A 20,124-nucleotide genomic window follows, 5' to 3' on the forward strand; every position below is an offset into this window, starting at 1 on the left:
TTGAATTGAATCCCATTGCTATTGCCAGTTTTTTCTACTGAACTGGCCTGATTAAAATTTATTAAAAGGGGCGTTATGTCACTCGAACCCTTCATTGATTCAAAGCCATTTACCTTTGGCATTGAACTCGAAATGCAGATCGTGAATACCTACGATTACGATCTGACCAAAGCCGGAACCGACTTGCTGCGGCTGGTTAAACATGAAACGATTCCCGGCAATATCACGCCGGAAATTACCGAGAGCATGATTGAGCTGTCCACCGGGATTTGCACTTCGCATGAGCAGGCAGTCGCTGATCTGCGTACGATCCGCGATACCCTGGTTAGTGCAGCAGATCGTCTGAATGTCGGACTGTGCGGTGGTGGGACCCATGCTTTTCAGCAATGGAGTGACCGGCAAATCGTGGATACCCCGCGGTTTCAGTATCTGTCCGAACTTTACGGCTACCTTGCGAAACAATTCACGGTATTTGGTCAGCACGTTCACATAGGCTGTCCAGATTCGAATAGCGCGCTTTTTTTACTGCATTCGATGTCGCGTTTTATTCCGCATTTCATTGCTTTATCGGCGTCGTCACCTTTTGTACAAGGCGTTGATACGGGATTTCATTCAGCCCGGCTAAATTCAGTTTTTGCTTTTCCGTTATCTGGACGAGCGCCATTTGTGCTGACATGGGACAGCTTCGAGGAATATTTTTCGAAGATGGTGAATACCGGCGTTGTGAACAGCATGAAAGATTTTTACTGGGATATTCGACCGAAGCCGGGTTTTGGCACGATTGAAATTCGCGTAATGGATACGCCGCTTTCTGTCGAACGAGCTGCAGCAATTGCCTGTTATATCCAGACACTGGCGCGTCATTTATTAATGGATAAACCTTTAATGCCTAAAGAAGACGATTACCTGGTTTATACCTTCAATCGTTTCGAAGCCTGTCGCTTTGGTCTGGCAGGTACTTGCATCAACCCGCAAACCGGTGAGCGCAAAACCATTTCTGAAGACATTCTTGAAACGCTCGATTTGATCGCGCCGCATGCTGAGGCGCTGGGTTCAGGCAAGGCGCTAGCGGAGATCGGCACCATTGCACGCTCGCAGGTGAATGACGCGACATGGCTGCGAGGAGCGTTTGCCACCGATTCATCGTTGAATGAAACCACCCGGCAGCAGTGCTTGCGCTGGCGTGGCGAGTCATAATCTTGGCGTTTGTGGTGTTTTTGAGACTTGTTACCGAGTCATTTTTTTCGCTCAGACTGCTTCCAGCTACCGCCGTCATTAGTCTTTCCAGATTTTGCATATATGGTTGTAGTAGTAGTTAACAAGCATCGCTGTTGCTTGTGGAGAACTGAGCAATACCGTTAAAAGTCAATGGATTAGCAAAAGGATAAGGGCGAGGGCAGCTGGCTGGCAGATGACGGGAGTGGAGGATAACTTTGGTGCTAAAGAGTGAAAGCTGAATGTTATCCAGAAACTGTGCACCTTGAATCTGCTGAGTTGTTCTGCTGTTATCCACAGGCTTCCGGGGATAACTTAGTTGTACGATTCTCATCTCTCGCATAGAATACCGTCCAGGCTGGTGTTATCCGGTTGTAGTTGCAAGGCGCGCTAGACGTTCAGAATGATCCAGGGAGGGGGGAGTCCGACACGCCGGTACAGGGGTGCGAAGCGGTAAATTTTGAGATGGTTAGCCGGCCCGTCTGGGGATCGGACGGAGCTGTCCCACACAGCCTGACAGCGTGGTTCACGCTTGAAGACTGAAAACGCAGCGATATGCTGCCTATAACCCACGAAAAATTATGAGCGAAGGTGTTTACGGAGATAAGGCTAGCGGGCGGGTGACCCATAGCCTCTTGCGATTGAGTACAGCCATGCGGAATCAGGCATGGGAATGGGCGGAAGGCGCAAGCCTGACACCAACTCAAGGCGAGATTCTGGTGTTGCTGATGCAGCGTAAAAATCCGATGCGTCTGGGTGAGATCGCACGCGAAACGGCGCTGACAGCAGCTACGACAAGCGATGCGGTGACAACTCTGGAAGGAAAAGGGCTGGTTGAAAAACGCCGGGCGCTGGACGATGGCCGGGCACTGGCAGTGCGCTTGACGGCTCGGGGTAAAACAGCAGCCAAACGTGCCGCCCAGTGGCCAGATTTTCTTACCAAGGCGGTTGGTGCCTTGCAGGAAAAAGAGCAATCGCTGCTGTATCGCACGCTGCTCAAGACGATTCGTCAGCTTGAGGTGAACGATGCGATGCCGTCGCACCGGATGTGCCTGAGCTGTGCATCTTTCGAGCCAGGCAAGAGCGCGAAGAATGCGATGCATCATTGCGCGTCACTAGGCTTGTCGATGGCCGACAGCGATTTACGTCTGGATTGCCCTGCATATGAAGTTGCTGATGCAGCGACGCAGAAAAAGACGTGGAAGATCTTCGCGCAGCAAGGTTGATTCGAGTCCGCTAAACTGCGAGGCTGAAGTCCCGGGTGATGGTTGTTTCATCTCCCGGGATTTCGTTTTGCGCTGCCACAGGTGGCGTATTCCTGGTCAACCTGAATAGTGGGAACTGCTGATGAATCACGAAGCTCTGGCTGTGCGCCATGTTCACTTCGAAGATTTGGGCAGTCTTGAGCGCGTGCTGGGTGAGCGTGGCTGGCCCGTACGTTACCTCGATGTTGGATTTGCCCGGATTGAGGCACCTGATCCGTTGGCACCATCATTGATGGTGGTGCTTGGCGGGCCGATCAACGCTTGCGACGATGCGAACTATCCGGCCCTCAAGCCTTTAGCGTTGATGATCGAAAAACGTATTGCAGCGGGTTTGCCAACACTGGGTATTTGTCTCGGGGCTCAACTAATTGCCCGTGCGCTGGGTGCGAGGGTCTATCCCTCGGGTCATACGGAAATAGGCTGGACACCGTTGACACTTACCGATGCGGGGCGGGCATCGCCACTCCGGCATCTAGACGGCGCAAAAACCTCAATGCTGCACTGGCATGGCGATACTTTCGATTTGCCTGCTGGCGCAACCCATCTTGCTTCCACACCCGTGTGCGAAAACCAGGCGTTCTCCTGGAAAAATCACGTCCTTGGCCTGCAGTGCCACCCTGAAATCAGAGCGGACCGTTTCGAGCCCTGGCTAATTGGTCATGCCAGCGAGCTAGCGAGCGCGGGTATCAATGTGCCGCAGTTGCGGGCGCAGACAGCGCAGTTGGCTCCTGCGCTTGAAGCTGGCGTGCGTTTGATGTTTGGCGAATGGCTGGATCAGCAAGCGGTAGCGAAGCCATGAGCGAAGCAAGGTGGATGGTTGATACGGTGCTGACCGGGGTCATTGCCCCCCTCGGCGGGCCCGGCAAGCTGAGCGCGATTGACAAACATCCTGTGAATCAGCGGTTATGGCTGGCGGAAACTGGCCTTCACGGCGACGAGCAAGCGGATAAAAGACACCATGGCGGGCTTGAAAAGGCTTTGCATCATTACCCGTTTGATCACTACGCGCTATGGCGCGATGAGTGGCAAGCCGGTGAAACTGGACTGGTGCGACTCACGCAGCCTGGCGCCTTTGGTGAAAACCTCAGCACAACAGGCCTGACCGAAGCGAGCGTTTGCGTGGGGGACGTGTACCGCATCGGTGGCGCGCTGATTCAGGTATCCCAGCCACGGCAACCATGCTGGAAACTCAATGTGCGTTTTGACCGGGCAGACATGTCCAGGCGGGTACAGGACACACATCGGACCGGCTGGTATTACCGCGTGCTGGAAGCCGGTGAGATTGGCGCAGGCGATTCGTTCGAACGGCTGGCGCGGCCTCATTCAGAGTGGCCGATTGAACGCCTGTTACGCGTGCTGTATGTCGAGCGCGATGACTATGACTCACTTGCCGCAATGGCGAGTCTGGCGGTGCTAACGCCATCATGGCGGGCCACTGCAGCTAAACGCGTGGCAAGCCGTCAGGTTGAGTCATGGGCTAGCCGGCTTGATACACCCACGGCGGACTAAGGTTGAATCTGGCCAGCGCTACCGTGTAGGATGCCGATTCCTTCGCTTAAGGTTTGGCAAACCTTAAGCCGTAAATGGCATAGGCTGGCGCATTTAATCATTCCCGTTCATCACAAGGATTCATTCCATGAGCTCACGCAGGATCGGTGTGCGTCGTTCAGGCGTACACGGTAAAGGTGTATTTGCCCTTGAGCCGTTGAGCGCCGGTGAGCGTCTGATTGAATACAAAGGCGAGCGAATTTCATGGAAAGAAGCGCTGCGGCGTCATCCCCATAATCCAGACGAACCGAACCATACGTTTTACTTTGCGCTGGATACCGGGGACGTGATCGACGGCAAAATCCATGGCAATAGCGCACGCTGGATCAACCATTCATGCGCGCCGAATTGCGAAGCGGAAGAGGTTAATGGCAGGGTGCATATCCATGCGTTGCGCGACGTGCCCGCTGGTGAAGAACTGTTTTATGACTATGGCCTGGTGATCGACGCCCGCCAGACGAAAAAACTCAAACGGGAATACGAATGCCGTTGTGGCGCAAGCAAGTGTCGCGGCACGATGCTGGCAGAACCTGACAAGCCCAGTAAAAAATCCAGCAAAAAGAATCAGTAGAAGACGTAATGTGTGCGCGTGACTGGATGGCTTTGCTGCAAGGGCCACCCGCGATTGAACGCAATACAGAAACCGGCGAGTGTGAACTGACGCCGGTTTTTTTATGCCTGGTCTTGATTCCCCCAGCGATTCTGATCGCCAGGAACGGCAGAAGCGGATACCTCCGCAGCAGGTTGAGTCGCCAGTGGAATCCGGACGATAAAGCGTGCTCCACCGGCGGGTGCGTCTTCGTAATGGATGCTGCCGCGATGCAGCGCCATGATGTCCCGGACGATCGCAAGCCCAAGGCCAGCGCCGCTATCGCAACTGCCATCGTTTTGCCCATCGCCCCGGAAAAAGCGCTCGAAAAGATCCGCCAGTTGATTCGCGGGTACGCCGTTGCCGTTGTCTTCTACGACAACCTCGGCAAACGCCTGGGCGTCGATTACCGTCCGGGCGACGGTCAGCGTGATGCGGCCATCGCCTGAGCGTGAAGGCGGCACGTATTTCAAAGCGTTGTCCAGCAGGTTGGCGATGACTTCGTGTAGCAGCACGGGGTTGCCAAGTGCAATCAGTGGCGTAGCACTGGCGCTGGCATCCAAGCGCTGGAAACCCAGGTCAACGCCTGTTGCCAGCGCACGGGGAACCCATTCCGCACCGGTTTCGAAGGCTAGCGCGGCCATGTCGATGTTGACGAAACGCGCTGCTTGCTCAGCCGGTTCTGCTCGTGCCAAGGACAAGAGTTGATTGGATAACCGTACTGCCCGGTTCGCTGCTGCCCGTAGTTCATGGACGGCTTGCTGCACCTGTTCTGGTTCGCGTGCCAGGGCTGCCTGTTCGGCATGCAACTTGACGGCCGTCAGTGGGGTGCGTAACTGATGCGCAGCATCAGCGATAAATTTGCGTTGCGCTTCGAGTGCGGCTTTAAGGCGTTCAAGTAACGCATTAAGCGCGTGCGTTAGCGGCTGGATTTCGACCGGGACCAGCGCTTCATCAACCGGTTCCAGTGACGTATGCGTTTGCCGGTTGAGTTGATCCGCGAGGCGTGTCAGCGGATTGAGCTGCTGGTTCACCACGCGCCAGACGATGGCCCAGCCCGCGAGCAGCAGCAATAGCAGCGGCATCATGATGGCGACTAAAAATTCGGCAGCAATGCGCAGGCGATGCCCGACCGGCTGTGCGACTTCCACCAGAATTGGCGGTCCATCCATCTGCTCGACCCGGATCTGGGCGACGCGCACCGAGGCATCGTTGTGCTCTGCTTCGAAAACAAACGCGTAATGCTTGCGCCGCAGATTGTTGCCTTGCAGCGGTAGCGTGGGGTCCCCCGCGATTTCTGTTTTGCCGTTTGTAATGCGATACGACAACTGGTCCTGGGGATCGGAGAACATCGCTTGTGCGAGCGGCGGGACAGTGCGCGCCGCGTCGGGCCCGGCAATCTGGATCTGCTTCGACACCGCCGTGGCGAGATCTGCCAGGGAACGGTCGACGAGATCTTGTGTGTATTGCCAGGCAAGCCAGTAAGCGATCAGGCCGCTCATTAGCGCAAGCAGGGAGAGTGGCGCGGCAAGGCGCCGTAGCAGCGTGCGACGCAAGCTATTAGCGGCGGGATAGGCCATAGACGGATGAAGTGGGGAGGTGTGGCGGGGACGGCGGATGAACCAGCGGCAAGCGTGCCGGTGCGGAGCTTGTAGCGAGCAACCTTGAATGGGCTGCGCCGCCGTTTGAGAGCAAACGGCGGCGCACAAACTTGCTAATAACAGCCGGGGAGACGGGATGATGAAACATCAGGGTCGTCTTGTCCGGCGTCAGCATCATCTAGATGGTGAGGCGAATTTCCTGCAGCAGGTAGCCGAAGCCACGGACTGTCACGATTTCGATCCGGCACTGCTCGAGCTTTTTACGCACGCGGTGGATGTAGACCTCAATCGCGGTGTCGCCGAGATCGCCGCCGAAATGCGTCAGATGGTCTTGCAACTGCGCTTTGCTCACGACGCGGCCATGGCGCAGCATCAGCATTTCGAGCACAGCGAATTCACGTGGCGAGAGTTCAAGCGGCTTGTCTTCGTTGAAGATGCGCCGGTCGACACCGGACAGGCGGACACCGCCCAGCGTGACTTCCGGACGCGGCGTATCGCTGTGCGGGCCGCTGCGGCGCATCACTGCGCGGATGCGGGCTTCGAGTTCAGCGGGTTCGAACGGTTTGAGCAGGTAATCGTCCGCGCCGGAGTTAAGGCCCTGAACCCGGTCGTTCAGTTCGTCACGGGCGGTGAGGATGATGACGGGCGTATGGCGGTTGGTTTGGCGGAAACGCGACAGCAAGGTCATACCGTCAATGCCTGGCAAGCCTAGGTCGAGAATCACGAGTTCGTGGCGGTTTTGCGTGAGAGCTTGCTCTGCAAAAATGCCGTCATGAACCATGTCGACCGTAAAACCAGCTTGTTCAAGAGTGCTTTGAATGCCGCGCGCGATGGGGCGGTCATCTTCGATCAGGAGGAGTCGCATGGAATTCGCTCAAGTACGAGGGGTTAGCAGTTTCTGGAATGCGGTTTGCCAAAGCGCGCGACACGCAGCATGCGATACCGCGATTCGCTGATGGCAAAAGCTGGTGCGATATTTCGATTAACGAAGTAACGGACCGGACGCTGCGCTCAACTTCTTGCGGGCCCGTTCACCGTGATGCGGTAACGAACTGATGCTGTGCCGGGAGCAAGAGCGCGCTCTCCAAGCCATATGCGCTGCTGATTGTACAGCGTCGCGCAACACTGCCGCTGGAAGCTTTGCCCAGGATGAGCCCGTAGATAGAGAATTCTTACGGGGTGTTGAACGGCAGCTTGTAGAAATGCAGGCAACGCCGCCCGATTGCCTGCAAATAGCTTTCGTTTTTGCTGCAGCCTGCTGGATCGGCTGGTTAGCGCTGGCTTTTAGCCTGCGCTTCATATTTTTTATGCGTTATGCGTGCCGCTTGCCAACGCATCGATAAAACGCGCCAGTTTGATATCGCGTTCGCTCAGGCCATCTACATCGTGCGTTGAAAGTGTGATGTCTAGCGTGTTGTAGACGTTGAACCACTCAGGGTGATGATTCATTTCCTGGGCTTTGATGGCGACGCGCGTCATAAAACCAAACGCCTCATTGAAATCAGCAAAACGTAAATTGCGCTGGATCGCATCGCGGCCGGGTACGAGATGCCATTCGGTTAACGGTGTCAGTAGCTGGGTGCGTTGTTCGTCGCTTAACTTGGATGTCATAGGGTTGCCTCGTAGTGCAGTTGAATATCAGTGCTAGTGAGCGCTGGGCTGAGGTGGTGGTTTAAAGATCTGCGTCGGTGGGCCAGCCTTCCTGGGTGCCGCGTGTGATGACCTGGTCGCCATGCCGGATCTCACCGGCAGCAAACGAATCCGTGTGACTCAGTTGGGCGAGCAGCGCGGCGAAATCGGTTTGCGCGACATCAAACAACTGTTTGAAATCGTCGATGACGAAGTAGGTTTTCTGGAAAGTGTCGATCCTGTAGCGGGTTTGCATCACGCGGGCAAGATTGAAGGCGAGCCGGTTGGGCGCGTCGCTTTGCTGGCTGTATACCGTTTCGCCTTTACTGGAGACGATGCCCGCGCCGTAGATTTTTACGCCGTTCGGGCTGGCGGTATCGCGCACGAGACCGAATTCCACGGTGTACCAGTACAGCCTGGCGAGCAGGGGGAGGGAGCGCGCGTCAACGATGCTCGCGGCAAGCGCTGCACGGCCGTAGGCGTGCATGTAATCAGCGAAGGCCGGGTCGATCAGCAATGGCACATGACCAAACAGGTCATGAAAGCAGTCCGGCTCTTGCAGGTAATCGAGCTGATCCGGGCGGCGCATCCACCATGTGACCGGAAAGCGCCGGTGTGCCAGATGCTCGAAGAACACTTGATCGGGCACGAGTCCTGGTACCGCGACGATCTCCCAGCCAGTGACGGGCATCAGCCGCGCATTGACGTCAGCGAATGACGGCACTTTTCCGGGCGCGAGATTCAGCCGTTCGACGCCCGCGAGAAAGGCCTCGCAGGCACGGCCTTTGAGCAACTCGGTTTGGCGCGTATACAACTGGTTCCACACCGCGTGATCTACCGGGGTGTACTGATCGAACGGTTGTTCAAGGGTGAAATCGGCGCGGGTCTGAAGGCCGGCAGCGAATTGTTCCTGGAGTTTCGCGGTGAGTTGCATGGAGATGATGGGGCGTTGCCCTGGATGCGTGGAGTCTCGCCAGTTTAAAGCGGAGTATCTGCGGGAAGGGCGCAAAGATAGCGGGTTTTCTTTTGTGCATGCGACAATCACGCACAAAAGCCACCTTTAATACGGAAATAAATCATGTTTGAACTCGATCACTTTGATCTGGCGCTTCTGGAGGTGCTCCAGCGCTTTGGCCGTGCGACACATCAACAGCTGGGAGAAGAGGTGCCGCTGTCGCCGTCGCAGATCGGCCGGCGCTTGCAGCGGCTGGAAGCGGTGGGGGTGGTGGAGGGATACCGGGTGATGCTGAGGCCAGAAAAACTGGGGCTGGGTGTGACCGCGTTTACGAGTCTCAAGCTCAAGCATCACGGCGATTCAATCATCGAGCAGTTTCAGCAGCAAATCGAGGTGCTGCCCGAAGTGCTCGAATGCCATGCGGTGGTGGGTGATGCGGATTACCTGCTGCGCATTGTTGCGCCAGATCTGAATGCGCTTTCAGCGTTCGTCATGAAGAAATTGATGCGTGTGCCCGGCGTAGACAGCGTGCGCTCGAATATCGTGCTGACCACCTTCAAGCGCAATGGCCCGCTGCCGCTCGGGCATTTGACTCCCGGCGCGGCCTCCTCTGGCACATGAGATCCCATGCGGAGGCATGAGCTGAGGCTGCGCCGGGTGTGAATCAAGCTGCGGGTGTGTCGCCCCGTTTGAGCAAATCGACGTAGGCCACAGCCACCAGATCGGTTTCGGCCACGCCGAGTTTGTCGAACATCGCGCGGGCTTCCGCCTGGCCGCTGGCCTCATCGTCGTTCTGTGCCAGAACCACTTCCAGTTCAATGAAATCGCCCAGGCCATCCACGCGGTCGAGGTGAATTCGTGTGCGTCCCGCGAGATACACCTGGCGTTCCTTGGTGACGATACCGCTCGTGGTGAGCGCGGTGGCGAGCAGCGCATGCATGGCTTCGGGGTTCGTAACCGGGCTGCGGGTGTAGTACGACGCTTTAGGGCCATCGCGGTCGTCGCGTTGATAGAAGATCAGCTCGGCCGGAGTGCCGTCATCGAACTGGCGCAGCTTCAGGCGTCCGCGTGGCACTTCATAGAAAAAATCCTGCTGGCGAAACGTAAGCGGGGCTTCCGGCGAGAGTTCGGCGGCACGCTCCCGAAGCTGTTCAAAATGCCGCGCACGCGCTTTGATTTCAATGTTGCGAGCCATATGGATTCCTGTTGAATAGGAGTGGTCGGATGATCGGGTGGTCACTTTGATTGATACAGGTGCAACCCGGCGTTCGGTCTGGCAAAAAATACCGGCAACAGTGCGGCCATTATGAGCCCCGCTCATATCGCCCATTGCTGCTCGATGAGTTTGAGCGCTGCTGCGACAGGCGGCTCCTGGATGCGCGCGGCCAGGGTGATGAAGCTGAGCTGGGTGGGCACCGTGATGCCTTCGACAATCGTGAGGGCATGGGTATGAGCTTCAGCAATCGCGGTTGCATCGCGCACCAGTGTTAGACCGATGCCCGATTTGAGCAGGTCTAGCATCGAGGGTTCCTGATCGACCTCCGCAACTTTAACTGGCGTGACACCGGCTTCAGCGAAACGCTGCGAGAGCAGCCGATGGTGGGCTGATGCGGGTGGCGTCCAGATCCATGGCAGTGCGGCCAGTGCACGCCAGTCGTGGGCTTCTTTCACGCGCTCACGCCAGCCTGCCGGAGCGAGCACGCGGTACTGAAAGTGCGTGAGTGTCAGCGTATGGAAGGCCTCGGCGTTGCGTGCCCCATCGTCGCCAGGCTGGCCGATGTAATACCCGACGTCGAGTTCGCCAGCGCGAATCTGGTCCAGCACCCAGCCGGACATGCCATGGCGTAGTGCGGTTTCAATGTGTGGCCAGGTTTCCACCAGCTGCTTTAAAAATCCCCCTAGCCGCAAGAACGCCGGATCCAGGATGGTGCCGATCCGCAGCCGGCCACGCACTTCATGGTGCAGCGCGGTCGCCGCCCGCTGGACCTCGTACACCGCCCCCAGCGCCCGTTCGGCATGCGGCAGCAGCGTTTGGCCATCACGTGTCAGCACCAGCCCGTGTGAGGTGCGGGTGAAAAGCATCACGCCCAGCGCGCTTTGCAAATGCTTGATTTGCAGGCTCACGGCTGGCTGGGTCAGATGCAGATGGGTGGCGGCACGGGTCAGATTGCCTTCGCGTGCGACGGTGACAAATGCCCGGAGAAGATTCAGGTCCATATCTTGATATTAGCGCGGCTTATATCGCACCTGAGCGGAACTCATTGGATTTCCTGGTGTGTTGCCGCTTACGCTGCACGGCACACACGATTTTTTATGCGCTGGCTGGTGATGTCGTGGTGATGCCGATGTCGTGCAGATGCCTGGTGCCGGAGCGCATTCGATCAATACAACGAGGATAGACACGATGAGCGAAACCCATCAACGCGACACGCAGTTGCGCACGCTGACGCACTTCATCAACGGTCAGGCAGTAGCCGGAACCAGCACGCGTTTCGGCGAAGTTTTCAACCCGGCGCTGGGCGATGTGACTGCGCGGGTGCCGCTGGCGCATGTTGCGGAGGTCGATGCGGCGGTGGCGGCGGCGCAAGCGGCTTTCCCGGCATGGAGCGAAACGGCACCAATCAAGCGAGCCCGGGTGTTGTTCAAGTTCAAGGAGCTATTGGACCGTCATCACGATGAGCTAGCCGAGCTGATTACACGGGAGCATGGCAAGGTGCGCTCCGATGCCCATGGCGAGGTGATGCGCGGCATCGAGATCGTCGAATTCGCTTGTGGCATTCCCAACCTGCTGAAAACCGCCTTTACCGACCAGATCGGCGGGGGGATTGATAACTGGAATTTGCGTCAGCCACTGGGCGTCGTGGCGGGCGTGACGCCATTCAACTTTCCGATGATGGTGCCGTGCTGGATGTTTCCGCTGGCGCTGGCCTGCGGCAATACCTTCGTGCTGAAACCATCGGAGCGCGATCCATCGGCTGCGATCCGTCTGGCTGAACTGTTCAAGGAGGCGGGCTTGCCCGATGGCGTATTCAACGTGGTGCATGGCGACAAGGTCGCAGTCGATGCCTTGCTCGCGCATCCGGGGATCAGTGCGTTGTCGTTTGTCGGCTCGACGCCGATTGCTGAATATATCTACACCGAAGGCACGAAACGCGGCAAACGTGTGCAGGCGCTGGGCGGGGCAAAGAATCATCTGGTGGTGATGCCGGATGCTGATCTCGATCAGGTGGTGGATGCGTTGATGGGGGCGGCATATGGCTCGGCAGGGGAGCGTTGCATGGCGATTTCAGTGGCGGTGGCCGTGGGCCCGGTTGCGGATGAACTGGTCGAACGGCTGACGCCTCGCGTGCAAGCGCTGAAAATCCGCAACGGCCTTGATGCCGATGCCGAAATGGGCCCGCTGGTGAGCGCTGCACATCGGGCGAAGGTGGAGGGGTATATCCAGGCGGGCATCACTGAGGGTGCCAGGCTGGTGGTGGATGGCCGGGGTCATCAGGTGGCGCTGCATGAGCGCGGATTTTTTCTGGGCGGCACGCTGTTCGATCAGGTGCAGACCGGAATGACGATCTATCAGGAAGAAATTTTCGGACCGGTGCTGTGCGTCGTGCGTGTGCCGGATTTCGCGGCGGCTGTTGCGCTGGTCAATGCGCATGAGTTTGCCAACGGGGTTTCATGCTTCACCTCGGATGGCGGTATCGCGCGGGCGTTTGCGCGGCAGATTCAGGTTGGCATGGTGGGCATCAACGTGCCGATTCCAGTGCCGATGGCATGGCATTCGTTTGGCGGCTGGAAGCGTTCGCTGTTTGGCGATCACCATGCTTATGGCGAAGAAGGTCTGCGTTTTTACACGCGTTACAAGAGCGTGATGCAGCGCTGGCCAGACAGCATCGCCAAGGGTGCTGAGTTCACCATGCCGGTCGCCAGTTAAGTGATGCGGCACATGCATGGCGCGAGTGCCGAGATGTTCGATTACATCGTAGTGGGTGCCGGTACGGCGGGTTGTGTGCTGGCCAATCGCTTGAGCGAAGACCCGACGGTTTCGGTGCTGCTGCTCGAAGCGGGCGGAAAAGATAACTACCCATGGATTCACGTGCCGGTGGGGTATCTGTACTGCATCGGTAATCCCCGCACCGACTGGCTGTATCAAACGCAGGCACAACCTGGTTTGAACGGGCGCTCGCTGGGTTATCCGCGTGGCCGTGTGCTGGGCGGCAGTTCGTCGATCAACGGCATGATTTACATGCGCGGCCAGCGTGAGGATTACGACGAATGGGCGCGCATTACGCAGGATGCGGGCTGGTCGTGGGAGGCGGTGCTGCCGGTGTTCCGGCGCAGCGAGGATCACTACGGCGGCACTAGCGCGTGGCATGGAGCGGGCGGGCCATGGCGGGTCGAACGGCAACGCCTGAGGTGGAAGATTCTTGAGACTTTCGCTGAGGCCGCGCAGCAAATGGGGCTGCCCGCCACCGATGATTTCAATCGAGGCGACAACACGGGTGTGGGTTACTTCGAGGTGAACCAGAAGCGCGGCGTGCGCTGGAGTGCTGCCAAAGCGTTTTTACGTCCCGCGCTCAAGCGCGCGAACCTGACGGTGCGCACCCATGCGCAGACTCAACAGTTGTTGTTCGAAGGACGGCGGTGCAGTGGGGTGAAGTATCGCTGCGATGGGGTTGACCTGAGCGTTCACGCGCGCCGCGAGGTGCTGCTTAGCGCGGGAGCGGTGAATTCGCCGCAATTGCTGGAGCTGTCCGGGATTGGCGCAGGTGAGCGTTTGCGAGCGCTTGGGATTGAGGTGATTCACGAGCTGCCAGGTGTCGGTGAGAATCTTCAGGATCACTTGCAATTAAGGATGGCGTTTCGCGTGAGCGGGGTGCCAACACTGAATACAGTTTCGGCGCACTGGTGGGGTAAGGCGCGGATTGCGCTGGAATATGCGCTGCTGCGGCGCGGTGCGATGTCGATGGCACCGTCGCAGCTTGGTGCGTTTGCCTGTTCTGACGTGGTGGGTCCGGCGGCTGGCCGGCCTGATCTGGAGTTTCACGTACAGCCGTTATCGCTGGAGCGTTTCGGCGAGCCATTACATCGCTTCAACGCGTTTACTGCGTCAGTGTGCCCATTGCGCCCAACGTCGCGCGGCAGCGTGCATATCGCGTCGCCCGATTCTTACGCACCGCCGTTGATTGCACCCAATTACCTGGCCACGGCGGAAGATCGTCAGGTGGCGGCTAACGCGTTGCGTCTGGCGCGGCGGATCGTGGCGGCTCCCGCGCTGGCGCGTTATCAGCCACAAGAGTTGAGGCCCGGCATCGAGTATCAGACTGAAGCCGAACTTCAGCAGGCGGCGAGCGAGCTTGGCACGACGATTTTTCATCCTGTTGGCACTTGCCGCATGGGGCATCGGGATGATCCGCTGGCGGTGGTCGATTCACATTTGCGCGTGCGTGGGGTGACGGGCCTGCGTGTGGTGGATGCATCGGTGATGCCGGTGATTACTTCTGGCAATACGAATGCGCCAACGCTGATGATTGCCGAACGCGCTGCTGACTTGCTGCGCGCGGAGCGTTAGCGGCCGGGCTCAGACGGTGCTCGGCTCACGCAGGAAAACGCACGTGACAAGCAGCGCAAGCCCCATCAGCCCCGCCGAGACCATAGCCGAGGTCGCAACCGCATGGGTCAGCGCAGCCTGGACAGTGAGGTCCGCAGCGGGGCTGCCGGTGAGACCGGCAATTGTGACGATGATGGCGGTGCCTAATGAACCACCGACATGATGGGTGACGTTAATCAGGCCCGAAGCGGCACCGGTGTCCTGCGCTGCGATGCCGCTCATACCCGCACTGGTGAGCGGAACCAGTGCCGCGCCGGTGCCGAGGCCGAGCAGGATCGTGGGCAGAAAGATCTGCGGGAAAAACGACGACTGGTAAGTGATCTGGCTTAACCACGCCATGCCACTCAGAACAGCGCAAAGACCGAGAGCCAGCAGCGCTGTCGAACCGATACGCCGCGTAAGTTTCGGTACCACCAAAATCACTGTGAGGCATTGGGTCAGTGCTAACGGCACGAAGGCGAGACCGGCCTGAAACGCGCTATAGCCGCGCACAGCCTGGACGTACTGCATCAGAAAGAAGAAGGTGCCTAGCATGCCGCCAATCATCAGTGTCCGGCACAGATATGCAGCAGAGCGTCTGCCACAGGCGAACAGCCGCAACGGCAGTAGAGCTTGCGCCGCGCGTTGTTCAATCAGGATGAACGCAAGCAGCAGGCCACTGCCGGTACAGAACAGCAGCGCTAGTTGCAGGCCGCGAAAGCCTGGTGTGGCCGCATAGATGAAGCTGTAGACCAACGTCGTCATCGCCAGGGTTCCGGTGATCGCACCACTGAGGTCGAAGCGGCTGAACGTGCCAAACGTGCTGCACGTACGGCCTGCGCTGTGCGCTGGCTGCTGGGGCAGATAGCGCGGCGCGAGCAAGAGCAGCATCGCCCCGACAGGCAGGTTAATCAGCAGAACAGAACGCCATGACCACGCGTCGGTCATCAGGCCACCAAGCACAAGTCCGATTGCGCTGCCTGCGCCCGACACGGCGGTGTAAAAGCTGATGGCGCGGATGCGTTCAGGGCCATGGGGCGAAAAATCCATCAGAAAGGCCAGTGCGGCAGGGGCGGCACAGGCAGCGGCGAGTCCTTGAACGGCACGCGCGCTGAGCAGCCATGCGGCAGATTGAGCCAGCCCAGCACCCAGCGAGGCGAGCGTAAAGGCGGCGATAGCCAGCAGCAGCACTCGGCGGCGGCCAAGCACATCGCCCAGGCGCGCACCGAGCAGCATGCAGCCGCCGAACGCTAACGCATAGGCGTTTTGCACCCAGGAAAGGCTGGCGAGCGAAAACGCAAAGCTCGCGTGAATCTGCGGTAGTGCGGCGTATAGAACGGTGGAGTCCAGCGTAATCATCAACTGGCAGATGAGTACCAGTGCAGAGGCAACGCCCAGGGTGCTGGCGCGAGGTGAGAGCGGGACGGGGCTGGCGGACGATGCCATCAATCAAGTCACGCAGCCGTGACAGGGTTTGCATCAGCATTGGCTTCGATGCCGGCATCAGCTTCGGCATCAAGCATGGCGATTTGCTGGAGCGACAAGCCCATTTCTTCGTGCAGAAACCGGACCATCGTCCAGTGCGGCAACGCTTCTTTATCGAACGGCCCGAACGCTTCCCGATACAACGGCAGCCAGCGTAACGATTCGGCAATCAACTGTTCTCGCTCGGGTGTTTGCTGATAGGTGTCATACGGCAGGCTGCGGTGATGGATGAAGAAGCGGCCTGGCAGACGCTCTTCGCAGAGCTCGCGGTATTCACGGGTTTGCAGGATCAGGTAGTGCCAGATTTCGTCGATAGCCTGTTCGACGGGCAAAAAGAGGCCGCCTAGCTGCTCGCGGTGGCGTGAGATCAGATACAGGTAACGCAGGCACTCAATCACCTGGCGCTGTGCAATGGCTGGCGTGACGCCGGTTTGCTGGATCACGTGCTGCACGGTTTCGTCGAACAGTGGTGCATCGAGCCATGGATAGCGTTCATCCTGGATGGGTGACGTTTGCGTAGACATGCTAGACATGCGCTTCCTTCTCACGGTTTTGCCCGGCTCGGGTGAGCCAGACGTATTTGCCGGATCTTCCGATTGGAATATGGCTGCAGTGTTCGAGCGTGCAGTCGAGCCCGGTGGTTTGTGCGATCCGGTGCTGTAACGCCGCTGCAGCGTCAGCCGGGATGGGCTGCTCATCGAAGGTGGTGTAGCGCAGTTGTGCTTGCGGCGCATCCAGCAGATGCAACTGGTACAGGAAAATTTCCGCCGATGCTTCGCTGATCCAGTCATCGAAATTGCCATGCGCGAAAAGGCCACTATCCAGACTCAGCAGTTCTTTCTCGCGGCCGCAAAAGCGCGCGATTTTTTCTGGATTGGCGGAGCCATCAGTGGTTTGCACGCAGTCGCCCGAGCGATAGCGGATCAGTGGCATATACGGATTGCGCACGCTGGACACAATCAGGCTGTAAATCGAGCGGTTGCCGCTGACTGGCAGCAGTTCAGCCTGCATCTGGCCTAGATAGGGCGAGTAATTTCCCTGGCAGTCGCTGTAGTAGATATAGCCAAGTTCAGTGCTGCCAACGAGATCAACGACCGGGCAGTCAAACCGCTGCAGCAGGAAACGCCGCACATTGCGCGGCGTGTATTCGTAAGCGTGAATGATGCTGGCAGGCGGATGGAACTCGTGTTGCAGCCCAAAGCGGCTGATTTTTCGTAGCAGGTGAGCCAGGTAGTAGCTTGAGCAATCCAGGTGATACCAGCCCTGCGGATGAGTTTGCCGGATCAGCGCAATTTCGCTGAGCATGCATTCAACTTCGCTTTTGCTCCATAACGCCGGGTCAGCTTGCTGGTTTAGATAGAGCGTGCGCGCGTCGAGCCGGCGTGGTTCCAGAGCGGGGTGAGCATCAGGATTTACCCGGGTGCTGGATTGGCGCGCATTAACCCGGATAACGTGTTCGGTGGCCATGACCGTGGTAATAGAGACGCGTTGGCAGTTTTGTTGCCATGTGAATGCAATATCTGGATGTTCACTCCAGAGCTGGTAATAAGAATGCAGCAGAAAATACGGTGGCCGGATAAGGTGCATGCGAGCATGGTTGGTTCCGGTCGAGAGAATATATTCAGCCTTGCCCGTGCTTAAAGCGTTTTCAAGTTGCGGCGTCATCCAGTTTTCTGGAAAATCACGAGCAATTTCAGCTTTCTCCAGAATAGGGAAATATTTTTTCTGAATGGCATCCTGATATAGCGGAATGTGCTTTACCAGATCAATCATTTCTGAAGATGGCTGATTATCAAGCTTCATCGAAATTTTGCGCGTGAAAAATAGAGGGCCAGAAATGGAAGTTGCGCCTGGAGCAACTTGCCCCAGGCACGTCAGGTTAGCTGCTGCTTATGAAATGCAGCCAGATTTGGCGCTGCTGCCCGGGTTGGTGATGCAGACACAGCCGGTTTTGCCCGTGCTGGTGACGCAGACGCAGCCGGTTTTTGTTGCCGAGTTGGCGGCTATCCATTTAGCCCAAAGGTTATTTTGTGCGATGGCCTGAACGAGATTTTTCATAGTGATTTGCCCATAAATAAAATGCTGGTGGAAAAGCGCTTTATTACCCGTACCCGGAGAATAAAAGCATGCTGAGTTTTGCCTTCGCCTGTTTTAAATCTTCCTGAGCGTAAAATAATCTGCAAAGGCAGTTTCACTCTATTCGGCGAATTTCGTTTCTGCAAGGTGTTTTGTAAAAATATTAATATGAGATAGAAAATGCTGGAATTATTGCTATTGTTTTTTTGGGATTCAACGATTGATTCCTGGGTGCTCTGGTTATGGTGAGATGGGCGAGAGAATATTCCCGGCAAAATTAATTTAAATAAGAGTTCGGGGCATATTTATCTTTTATGGGAGAGTGAAACCTGAGCCTAAAAATGCCGCTGCCTTATCACCCGGCATCACCCGGCATCGCCCGGTATAAGTGCAAATCCCAATAAGTGCGCCACGCCAATAGCGCCACAATGCGCCCGTGCTGTGTGGCGCGGCGTGGGGAGCGCTGGCTTGTGCGCCACACCAGTATCAGTACCGGTCCGGGGCTTTCGCCGCGGCCGTCTGATGGCCGTCTGATGATTCATAGCGCGACCCCCCCGTGTGTATCGCCTCACTCCGTATGGAAGGGAACATGATTCTCGGCGACGCGATTCTGGAAACACGCGGTCTGACCAAAGAGTTCAAAGGGTTCACTGCTGTCAATGAGGTGAATCTGCGCGTGCGCCGTGGCTCGATCCACGCGCTGATTGGACCGAACGGCGCGGGCAAAACGACCTGTTTTAATTTGCTTACCAAATTCCTTGAGCCTTCTGCTGGCCAGATTGTGTTCAACGGCATCGACATCACGCCTGAGCGGCCCGCTCAGATCGCACGGCGTGGAATCATCCGCTCGTTTCAGATTTCAGCTGTGTTTCCGCATTTGACGACGCGGCAGAACGTTCGTATCGGCTTGCAGCGGGAGCTGGGTTCGGCATTTCACTTTTGGCGCAGCGAGCGCACGCTGCGCCAGCTTGACGACCGGGCGCTGGATTTGCTGACTCAGGTGGGCCTCGCTGATTTCGCTGAGGTGCCCGCTGTCGAGCTTTCTTATGGCCGGAAACGAGCGTTGGAAATTGCCACCACGCTGGCGATGGAACCCGAACTGATGCTGCTCGATGAGCCGACCCAGGGGATGGGGCATGAGGATGTCGAACGCGTGACGGCGTTAATCAAAAAAGTTTCCAGCGGACGCACGGTTTTGATGGTCGAGCACAACATGAACGTGGTCGCGGGTATCTCCGACACGATCACGGTTTTGCAGCGCGGCGAAGTCCTGGCGGAAGGGCGTTATGCGGAGGTATCGAAGAATCCTCTCGTCATTGAGGCCTATATGGGCAGCACGGATGCGATGCTTGCCGGGGCCCATGCATGAACGCCGCGCTTGAGGTCAGCCCGCTGCGCGAAGCGGCTCACGCTGAGCGTGGCGAGATGGCGCTGGAGATTGCCGATTTACATGCCTGGTATGGCGAATCGCACATCCTGCATGGCGTCGATTTGCATGTGAAGCGCGGTGAGGCGGTGACCTTGCTGGGCCGCAATGGTGCCGGCCGCACTTCTACACTGCGCGCCATCATGGGCCTGACCGGGCGGCGCAGCGGTTCAATCAGGATCGGCACACGCGAAACCATCAGGATGCCGACACATCGAATCGCGCATTGCGGCATTGGTTATTGTCCTGAAGAGCGCGGCATATTTTCGAGCCTGTCATGCGAAGAAAACCTGCTATTGCCGCCGCTGGTTGGCGATGGCCGGTATGCGATGTCGCTCGACGAGATTTACATGATGTTTCCCAACCTCAAGGAACGGCGGCTGAGCCAGGGAACGCGGCTGTCCGGCGGTGAGCAGCAGATGCTGGCCGTAGCGCGCATTTTGCGCACGGGCGCACGCCTGCTGCTGCTCGATGAAATTTCGGAAGGGCTGGCACCGGTGATCGTGCAGGCGCTGGCACGCATGATCGTGATGCTCAAGGAACGGGGTTACACGATTGTGATGGTTGAGCAGAACTTTCGTTTCGCTGCGCCATTGGCGGATCGTTTCTACGTGATGGAGCACGGCCGTATCGTTGAGCATTTTGGTGCCGCTGAACTGCGCAGCAAGATGGCGGTGCTGCACGATCTGCTCGGCGTTTGAGTGCCTGAATCACCGCTTCAGATAACAAGCACGCAGGTTGAACAAAACAC

The 20,124-nt window shown here is 57.6% G+C and carries 20 protein-coding genes and 1 pseudogene; 12 read left to right on the forward strand and 9 right to left on the reverse strand.

The genetic code is table 11. From position 1 onward, the window contains the following. Positions 1-75: 75 nt before the first annotated feature. The 5 genes from GH656_RS01080 to GH656_RS01100 all read left to right on the forward strand — a co-directional run bounded on the left by GH656_RS01080 (position 76) and on the right by GH656_RS01100 (position 4,599). Entirely contained in the window at positions 76-1,197 is a 1,122-nt protein-coding gene (locus GH656_RS01080) for a YbdK family carboxylate-amine ligase (RefSeq protein WP_153074192.1), read from the forward strand. 599 nt (positions 1,198-1,796) lie between these two features. Next, a complete protein-coding gene (locus GH656_RS01085; protein ID WP_153074193.1) occupies positions 1,797-2,441 on the forward strand; it encodes a MarR family winged helix-turn-helix transcriptional regulator in 645 nt (214 codons plus the stop codon). Between the two features lie 121 nt (positions 2,442-2,562). Next, entirely contained in the window at positions 2,563-3,279 is a 717-nt protein-coding gene (locus tag GH656_RS01090; protein ID WP_153074194.1) for a glutamine amidotransferase, read from the forward strand. Beyond that, positions 3,276-3,989: an MOSC domain-containing protein gene (locus tag GH656_RS01095; protein WP_153074195.1), complete on the forward strand. Its 714-nt coding sequence runs from the start codon at positions 3,276-3,278 to the stop codon at positions 3,987-3,989. Before GH656_RS01090 ends, GH656_RS01095 begins: the two co-directional genes overlap by 4 nt. A 127-nt stretch (positions 3,990-4,116) precedes the next feature. Further along, entirely contained in the window at positions 4,117-4,599 is a 483-nt protein-coding gene (locus GH656_RS01100; protein ID WP_153074196.1) for an SET domain-containing protein, read from the forward strand. A 101-nt stretch (positions 4,600-4,700) separates the two neighbouring features. On the opposite strand, the gene GH656_RS01105 is transcribed toward GH656_RS01100, so the two are convergent. Next, positions 4,701-6,197 (reverse strand): sensor histidine kinase, encoded by a 1,497-nt coding sequence (locus tag GH656_RS01105; RefSeq protein WP_153074197.1) that lies wholly within the window; start codon positions 6,195-6,197, stop codon positions 4,701-4,703. 199 nt (positions 6,198-6,396) lie between these two features. Next, entirely contained in the window at positions 6,397-7,083 is a 687-nt protein-coding gene (locus tag GH656_RS01110) for a response regulator (RefSeq protein ID WP_153074198.1), read from the reverse strand. Positions 7,084-7,237: 154 nt separating this feature from the next. Between GH656_RS01110 and GH656_RS01115 the strand changes: the two are divergent. Continuing rightward, positions 7,238-7,379, forward strand: a pseudogene (locus GH656_RS01115) (DUF3717 domain-containing protein). A gap of 144 nt (positions 7,380-7,523) precedes the next feature. Here GH656_RS01115 and GH656_RS01120 read toward each other — a convergent pair. Both GH656_RS01120 and phhA read right to left on the reverse strand, forming a co-directional pair. After that, positions 7,524-7,829, reverse strand: a complete 306-nt coding sequence (locus tag GH656_RS01120; protein WP_153074199.1) for a 4a-hydroxytetrahydrobiopterin dehydratase — start codon at positions 7,827-7,829, stop codon at positions 7,524-7,526. Between the two features lie 61 nt (positions 7,830-7,890). Continuing rightward, positions 7,891-8,787 carry a phenylalanine 4-monooxygenase gene (gene phhA / locus GH656_RS01125; protein ID WP_153076505.1) on the reverse strand — a complete coding sequence of 299 codons (897 nt, stop codon included), beginning with the start codon at positions 8,785-8,787 and terminating at the stop codon, positions 7,891-7,893. Between the two features lie 138 nt (positions 8,788-8,925). Here phhA and GH656_RS01130 point away from each other — a divergent pair, with 138 nt between their 5' ends. Beyond that, complete coding sequence (locus tag GH656_RS01130) at positions 8,926-9,423, forward strand: Lrp/AsnC family transcriptional regulator (protein WP_153074200.1); 498 nt, start codon at positions 8,926-8,928, stop codon at positions 9,421-9,423. Between the two features lie 43 nt (positions 9,424-9,466). Here GH656_RS01130 and GH656_RS01135 read toward each other — a convergent pair whose 3' ends face one another. Both GH656_RS01135 and GH656_RS01140 read right to left on the reverse strand, forming a co-directional pair. Then, positions 9,467-9,997, reverse strand: a complete 531-nt coding sequence (locus tag GH656_RS01135) for a class IV adenylate cyclase (protein ID WP_153074201.1) — start codon at positions 9,995-9,997, stop codon at positions 9,467-9,469. A gap of 122 nt (positions 9,998-10,119) precedes the next feature. Next, positions 10,120-11,019: a LysR family transcriptional regulator gene (locus GH656_RS01140; RefSeq protein WP_153074202.1), complete on the reverse strand. Its 900-nt coding sequence runs from the start codon at positions 11,017-11,019 to the stop codon at positions 10,120-10,122. A 187-nt stretch (positions 11,020-11,206) separates the two neighbouring features. Between GH656_RS01140 and GH656_RS01145 the strand changes: the two genes are divergently transcribed. Together GH656_RS01145 and GH656_RS01150 are read left to right on the forward strand one after the other, a co-directional pair. Next, complete coding sequence (locus GH656_RS01145; RefSeq protein ID WP_153074203.1) at positions 11,207-12,730, forward strand: CoA-acylating methylmalonate-semialdehyde dehydrogenase; 1,524 nt, start codon at positions 11,207-11,209, stop codon at positions 12,728-12,730. A 3-nt stretch (positions 12,731-12,733) separates the two neighbouring features. Then, complete coding sequence (locus GH656_RS01150; RefSeq protein ID WP_153074204.1) at positions 12,734-14,368, forward strand: GMC family oxidoreductase; 1,635 nt, start codon at positions 12,734-12,736, stop codon at positions 14,366-14,368. A gap of 9 nt (positions 14,369-14,377) precedes the next feature. On the opposite strand, the gene GH656_RS01155 is transcribed toward GH656_RS01150, so the two are convergent. From GH656_RS01155 to GH656_RS01165, 3 genes are read right to left on the reverse strand one after another with little or no spacing between them, the layout of a single operon-like run. Then, positions 14,378-15,832, reverse strand: a complete 1,455-nt coding sequence (locus GH656_RS01155) for an MFS transporter (protein ID WP_153074205.1) — start codon at positions 15,830-15,832, stop codon at positions 14,378-14,380. 8 nt (positions 15,833-15,840) lie between these two features. Beyond that, complete coding sequence (locus GH656_RS01160) at positions 15,841-16,404, reverse strand: glycine-rich domain-containing protein (RefSeq protein ID WP_217352209.1); 564 nt, start codon at positions 16,402-16,404, stop codon at positions 15,841-15,843. After that, positions 16,397-17,674 (reverse strand): hypothetical protein, encoded by a 1,278-nt coding sequence (locus tag GH656_RS01165; protein ID WP_153074206.1) that lies wholly within the window; start codon positions 17,672-17,674, stop codon positions 16,397-16,399. Before GH656_RS01165 ends, GH656_RS01160 begins: the two co-directional genes overlap by 8 nt. Positions 17,675-17,708: 34 nt before the next feature. On the opposite strand from GH656_RS01165, the gene GH656_RS01170 reads away from it, so the two are divergent. The 3 genes from GH656_RS01170 to GH656_RS01180 all read left to right on the forward strand — a co-directional run bounded on the left by GH656_RS01170 (position 17,709) and on the right by GH656_RS01180 (position 20,074). Then, complete coding sequence (locus GH656_RS01170) at positions 17,709-17,915, forward strand: hypothetical protein (protein ID WP_153074207.1); 207 nt, start codon at positions 17,709-17,711, stop codon at positions 17,913-17,915. A 621-nt stretch (positions 17,916-18,536) separates the two neighbouring features. Beyond that, positions 18,537-19,316, forward strand: a complete 780-nt coding sequence (locus tag GH656_RS01175; protein WP_153074208.1) for an ABC transporter ATP-binding protein — start codon at positions 18,537-18,539, stop codon at positions 19,314-19,316. Beyond that, positions 19,313-20,074, forward strand: a complete 762-nt coding sequence (locus GH656_RS01180) for an ABC transporter ATP-binding protein (protein WP_153074209.1) — start codon at positions 19,313-19,315, stop codon at positions 20,072-20,074. The genes GH656_RS01175 and GH656_RS01180 overlap by 4 nt, the downstream gene beginning before the upstream one ends. Positions 20,075-20,124: the final 50 nt, after the last annotated feature.

Origin of the sequence: Paraburkholderia bonniea (genome assembly GCF_009455625.1) — a bacterium.
Lineage (GTDB): Bacteria > Pseudomonadota > Gammaproteobacteria > Burkholderiales > Burkholderiaceae > Paraburkholderia > Paraburkholderia bonniea.

Coding starts and splice junctions, on each gene's coding strand:
- GH656_RS01175 (WP_153074208.1), top strand. CDS start 18,537: ATGATTCTCGGCGACGCGATTCTGGAAACACGCGGTCTGACCAAAGAG.
- GH656_RS01140 (WP_153074202.1), bottom strand. CDS start 11,019: ATGGACCTGAATCTTCTCCGGGCATTTGTCACCGTCGCACGCGAAGGC.
- GH656_RS01085 (WP_153074193.1), top strand. CDS start 1,797: ATGAGCGAAGGTGTTTACGGAGATAAGGCTAGCGGGCGGGTGACCCAT.
- GH656_RS01100 (WP_153074196.1), top strand. CDS start 4,117: ATGAGCTCACGCAGGATCGGTGTGCGTCGTTCAGGCGTACACGGTAAA.
- GH656_RS01180 (WP_153074209.1), top strand. CDS start 19,313: ATGAACGCCGCGCTTGAGGTCAGCCCGCTGCGCGAAGCGGCTCACGCT.
- GH656_RS01165 (WP_153074206.1), bottom strand. CDS start 17,674: ATGAAGCTTGATAATCAGCCATCTTCAGAAATGATTGATCTGGTAAAG.
- GH656_RS01105 (WP_153074197.1), bottom strand. CDS start 6,197: ATGGCCTATCCCGCCGCTAATAGCTTGCGTCGCACGCTGCTACGGCGC.
- GH656_RS01155 (WP_153074205.1), bottom strand. CDS start 15,832: ATGGCATCGTCCGCCAGCCCCGTCCCGCTCTCACCTCGCGCCAGCACC.
- GH656_RS01095 (WP_153074195.1), top strand. CDS start 3,276: ATGAGCGAAGCAAGGTGGATGGTTGATACGGTGCTGACCGGGGTCATT.
- GH656_RS01090 (WP_153074194.1), top strand. CDS start 2,563: ATGAATCACGAAGCTCTGGCTGTGCGCCATGTTCACTTCGAAGATTTG.
- GH656_RS01150 (WP_153074204.1), top strand. CDS start 12,734: ATGCGGCACATGCATGGCGCGAGTGCCGAGATGTTCGATTACATCGTA.
- GH656_RS01080 (WP_153074192.1), top strand. CDS start 76: ATGTCACTCGAACCCTTCATTGATTCAAAGCCATTTACCTTTGGCATT.
- GH656_RS01135 (WP_153074201.1), bottom strand. CDS start 9,997: ATGGCTCGCAACATTGAAATCAAAGCGCGTGCGCGGCATTTTGAACAG.
- GH656_RS01130 (WP_153074200.1), top strand. CDS start 8,926: ATGTTTGAACTCGATCACTTTGATCTGGCGCTTCTGGAGGTGCTCCAG.
- GH656_RS01160 (WP_217352209.1), bottom strand. CDS start 16,404: ATGTCTAGCATGTCTACGCAAACGTCACCCATCCAGGATGAACGCTAT.
- GH656_RS01120 (WP_153074199.1), bottom strand. CDS start 7,829: ATGACATCCAAGTTAAGCGACGAACAACGCACCCAGCTACTGACACCG.
- GH656_RS01145 (WP_153074203.1), top strand. CDS start 11,207: ATGAGCGAAACCCATCAACGCGACACGCAGTTGCGCACGCTGACGCAC.
- GH656_RS01110 (WP_153074198.1), bottom strand. CDS start 7,083: ATGCGACTCCTCCTGATCGAAGATGACCGCCCCATCGCGCGCGGCATT.
- GH656_RS01170 (WP_153074207.1), top strand. CDS start 17,709: ATGGAAGTTGCGCCTGGAGCAACTTGCCCCAGGCACGTCAGGTTAGCT.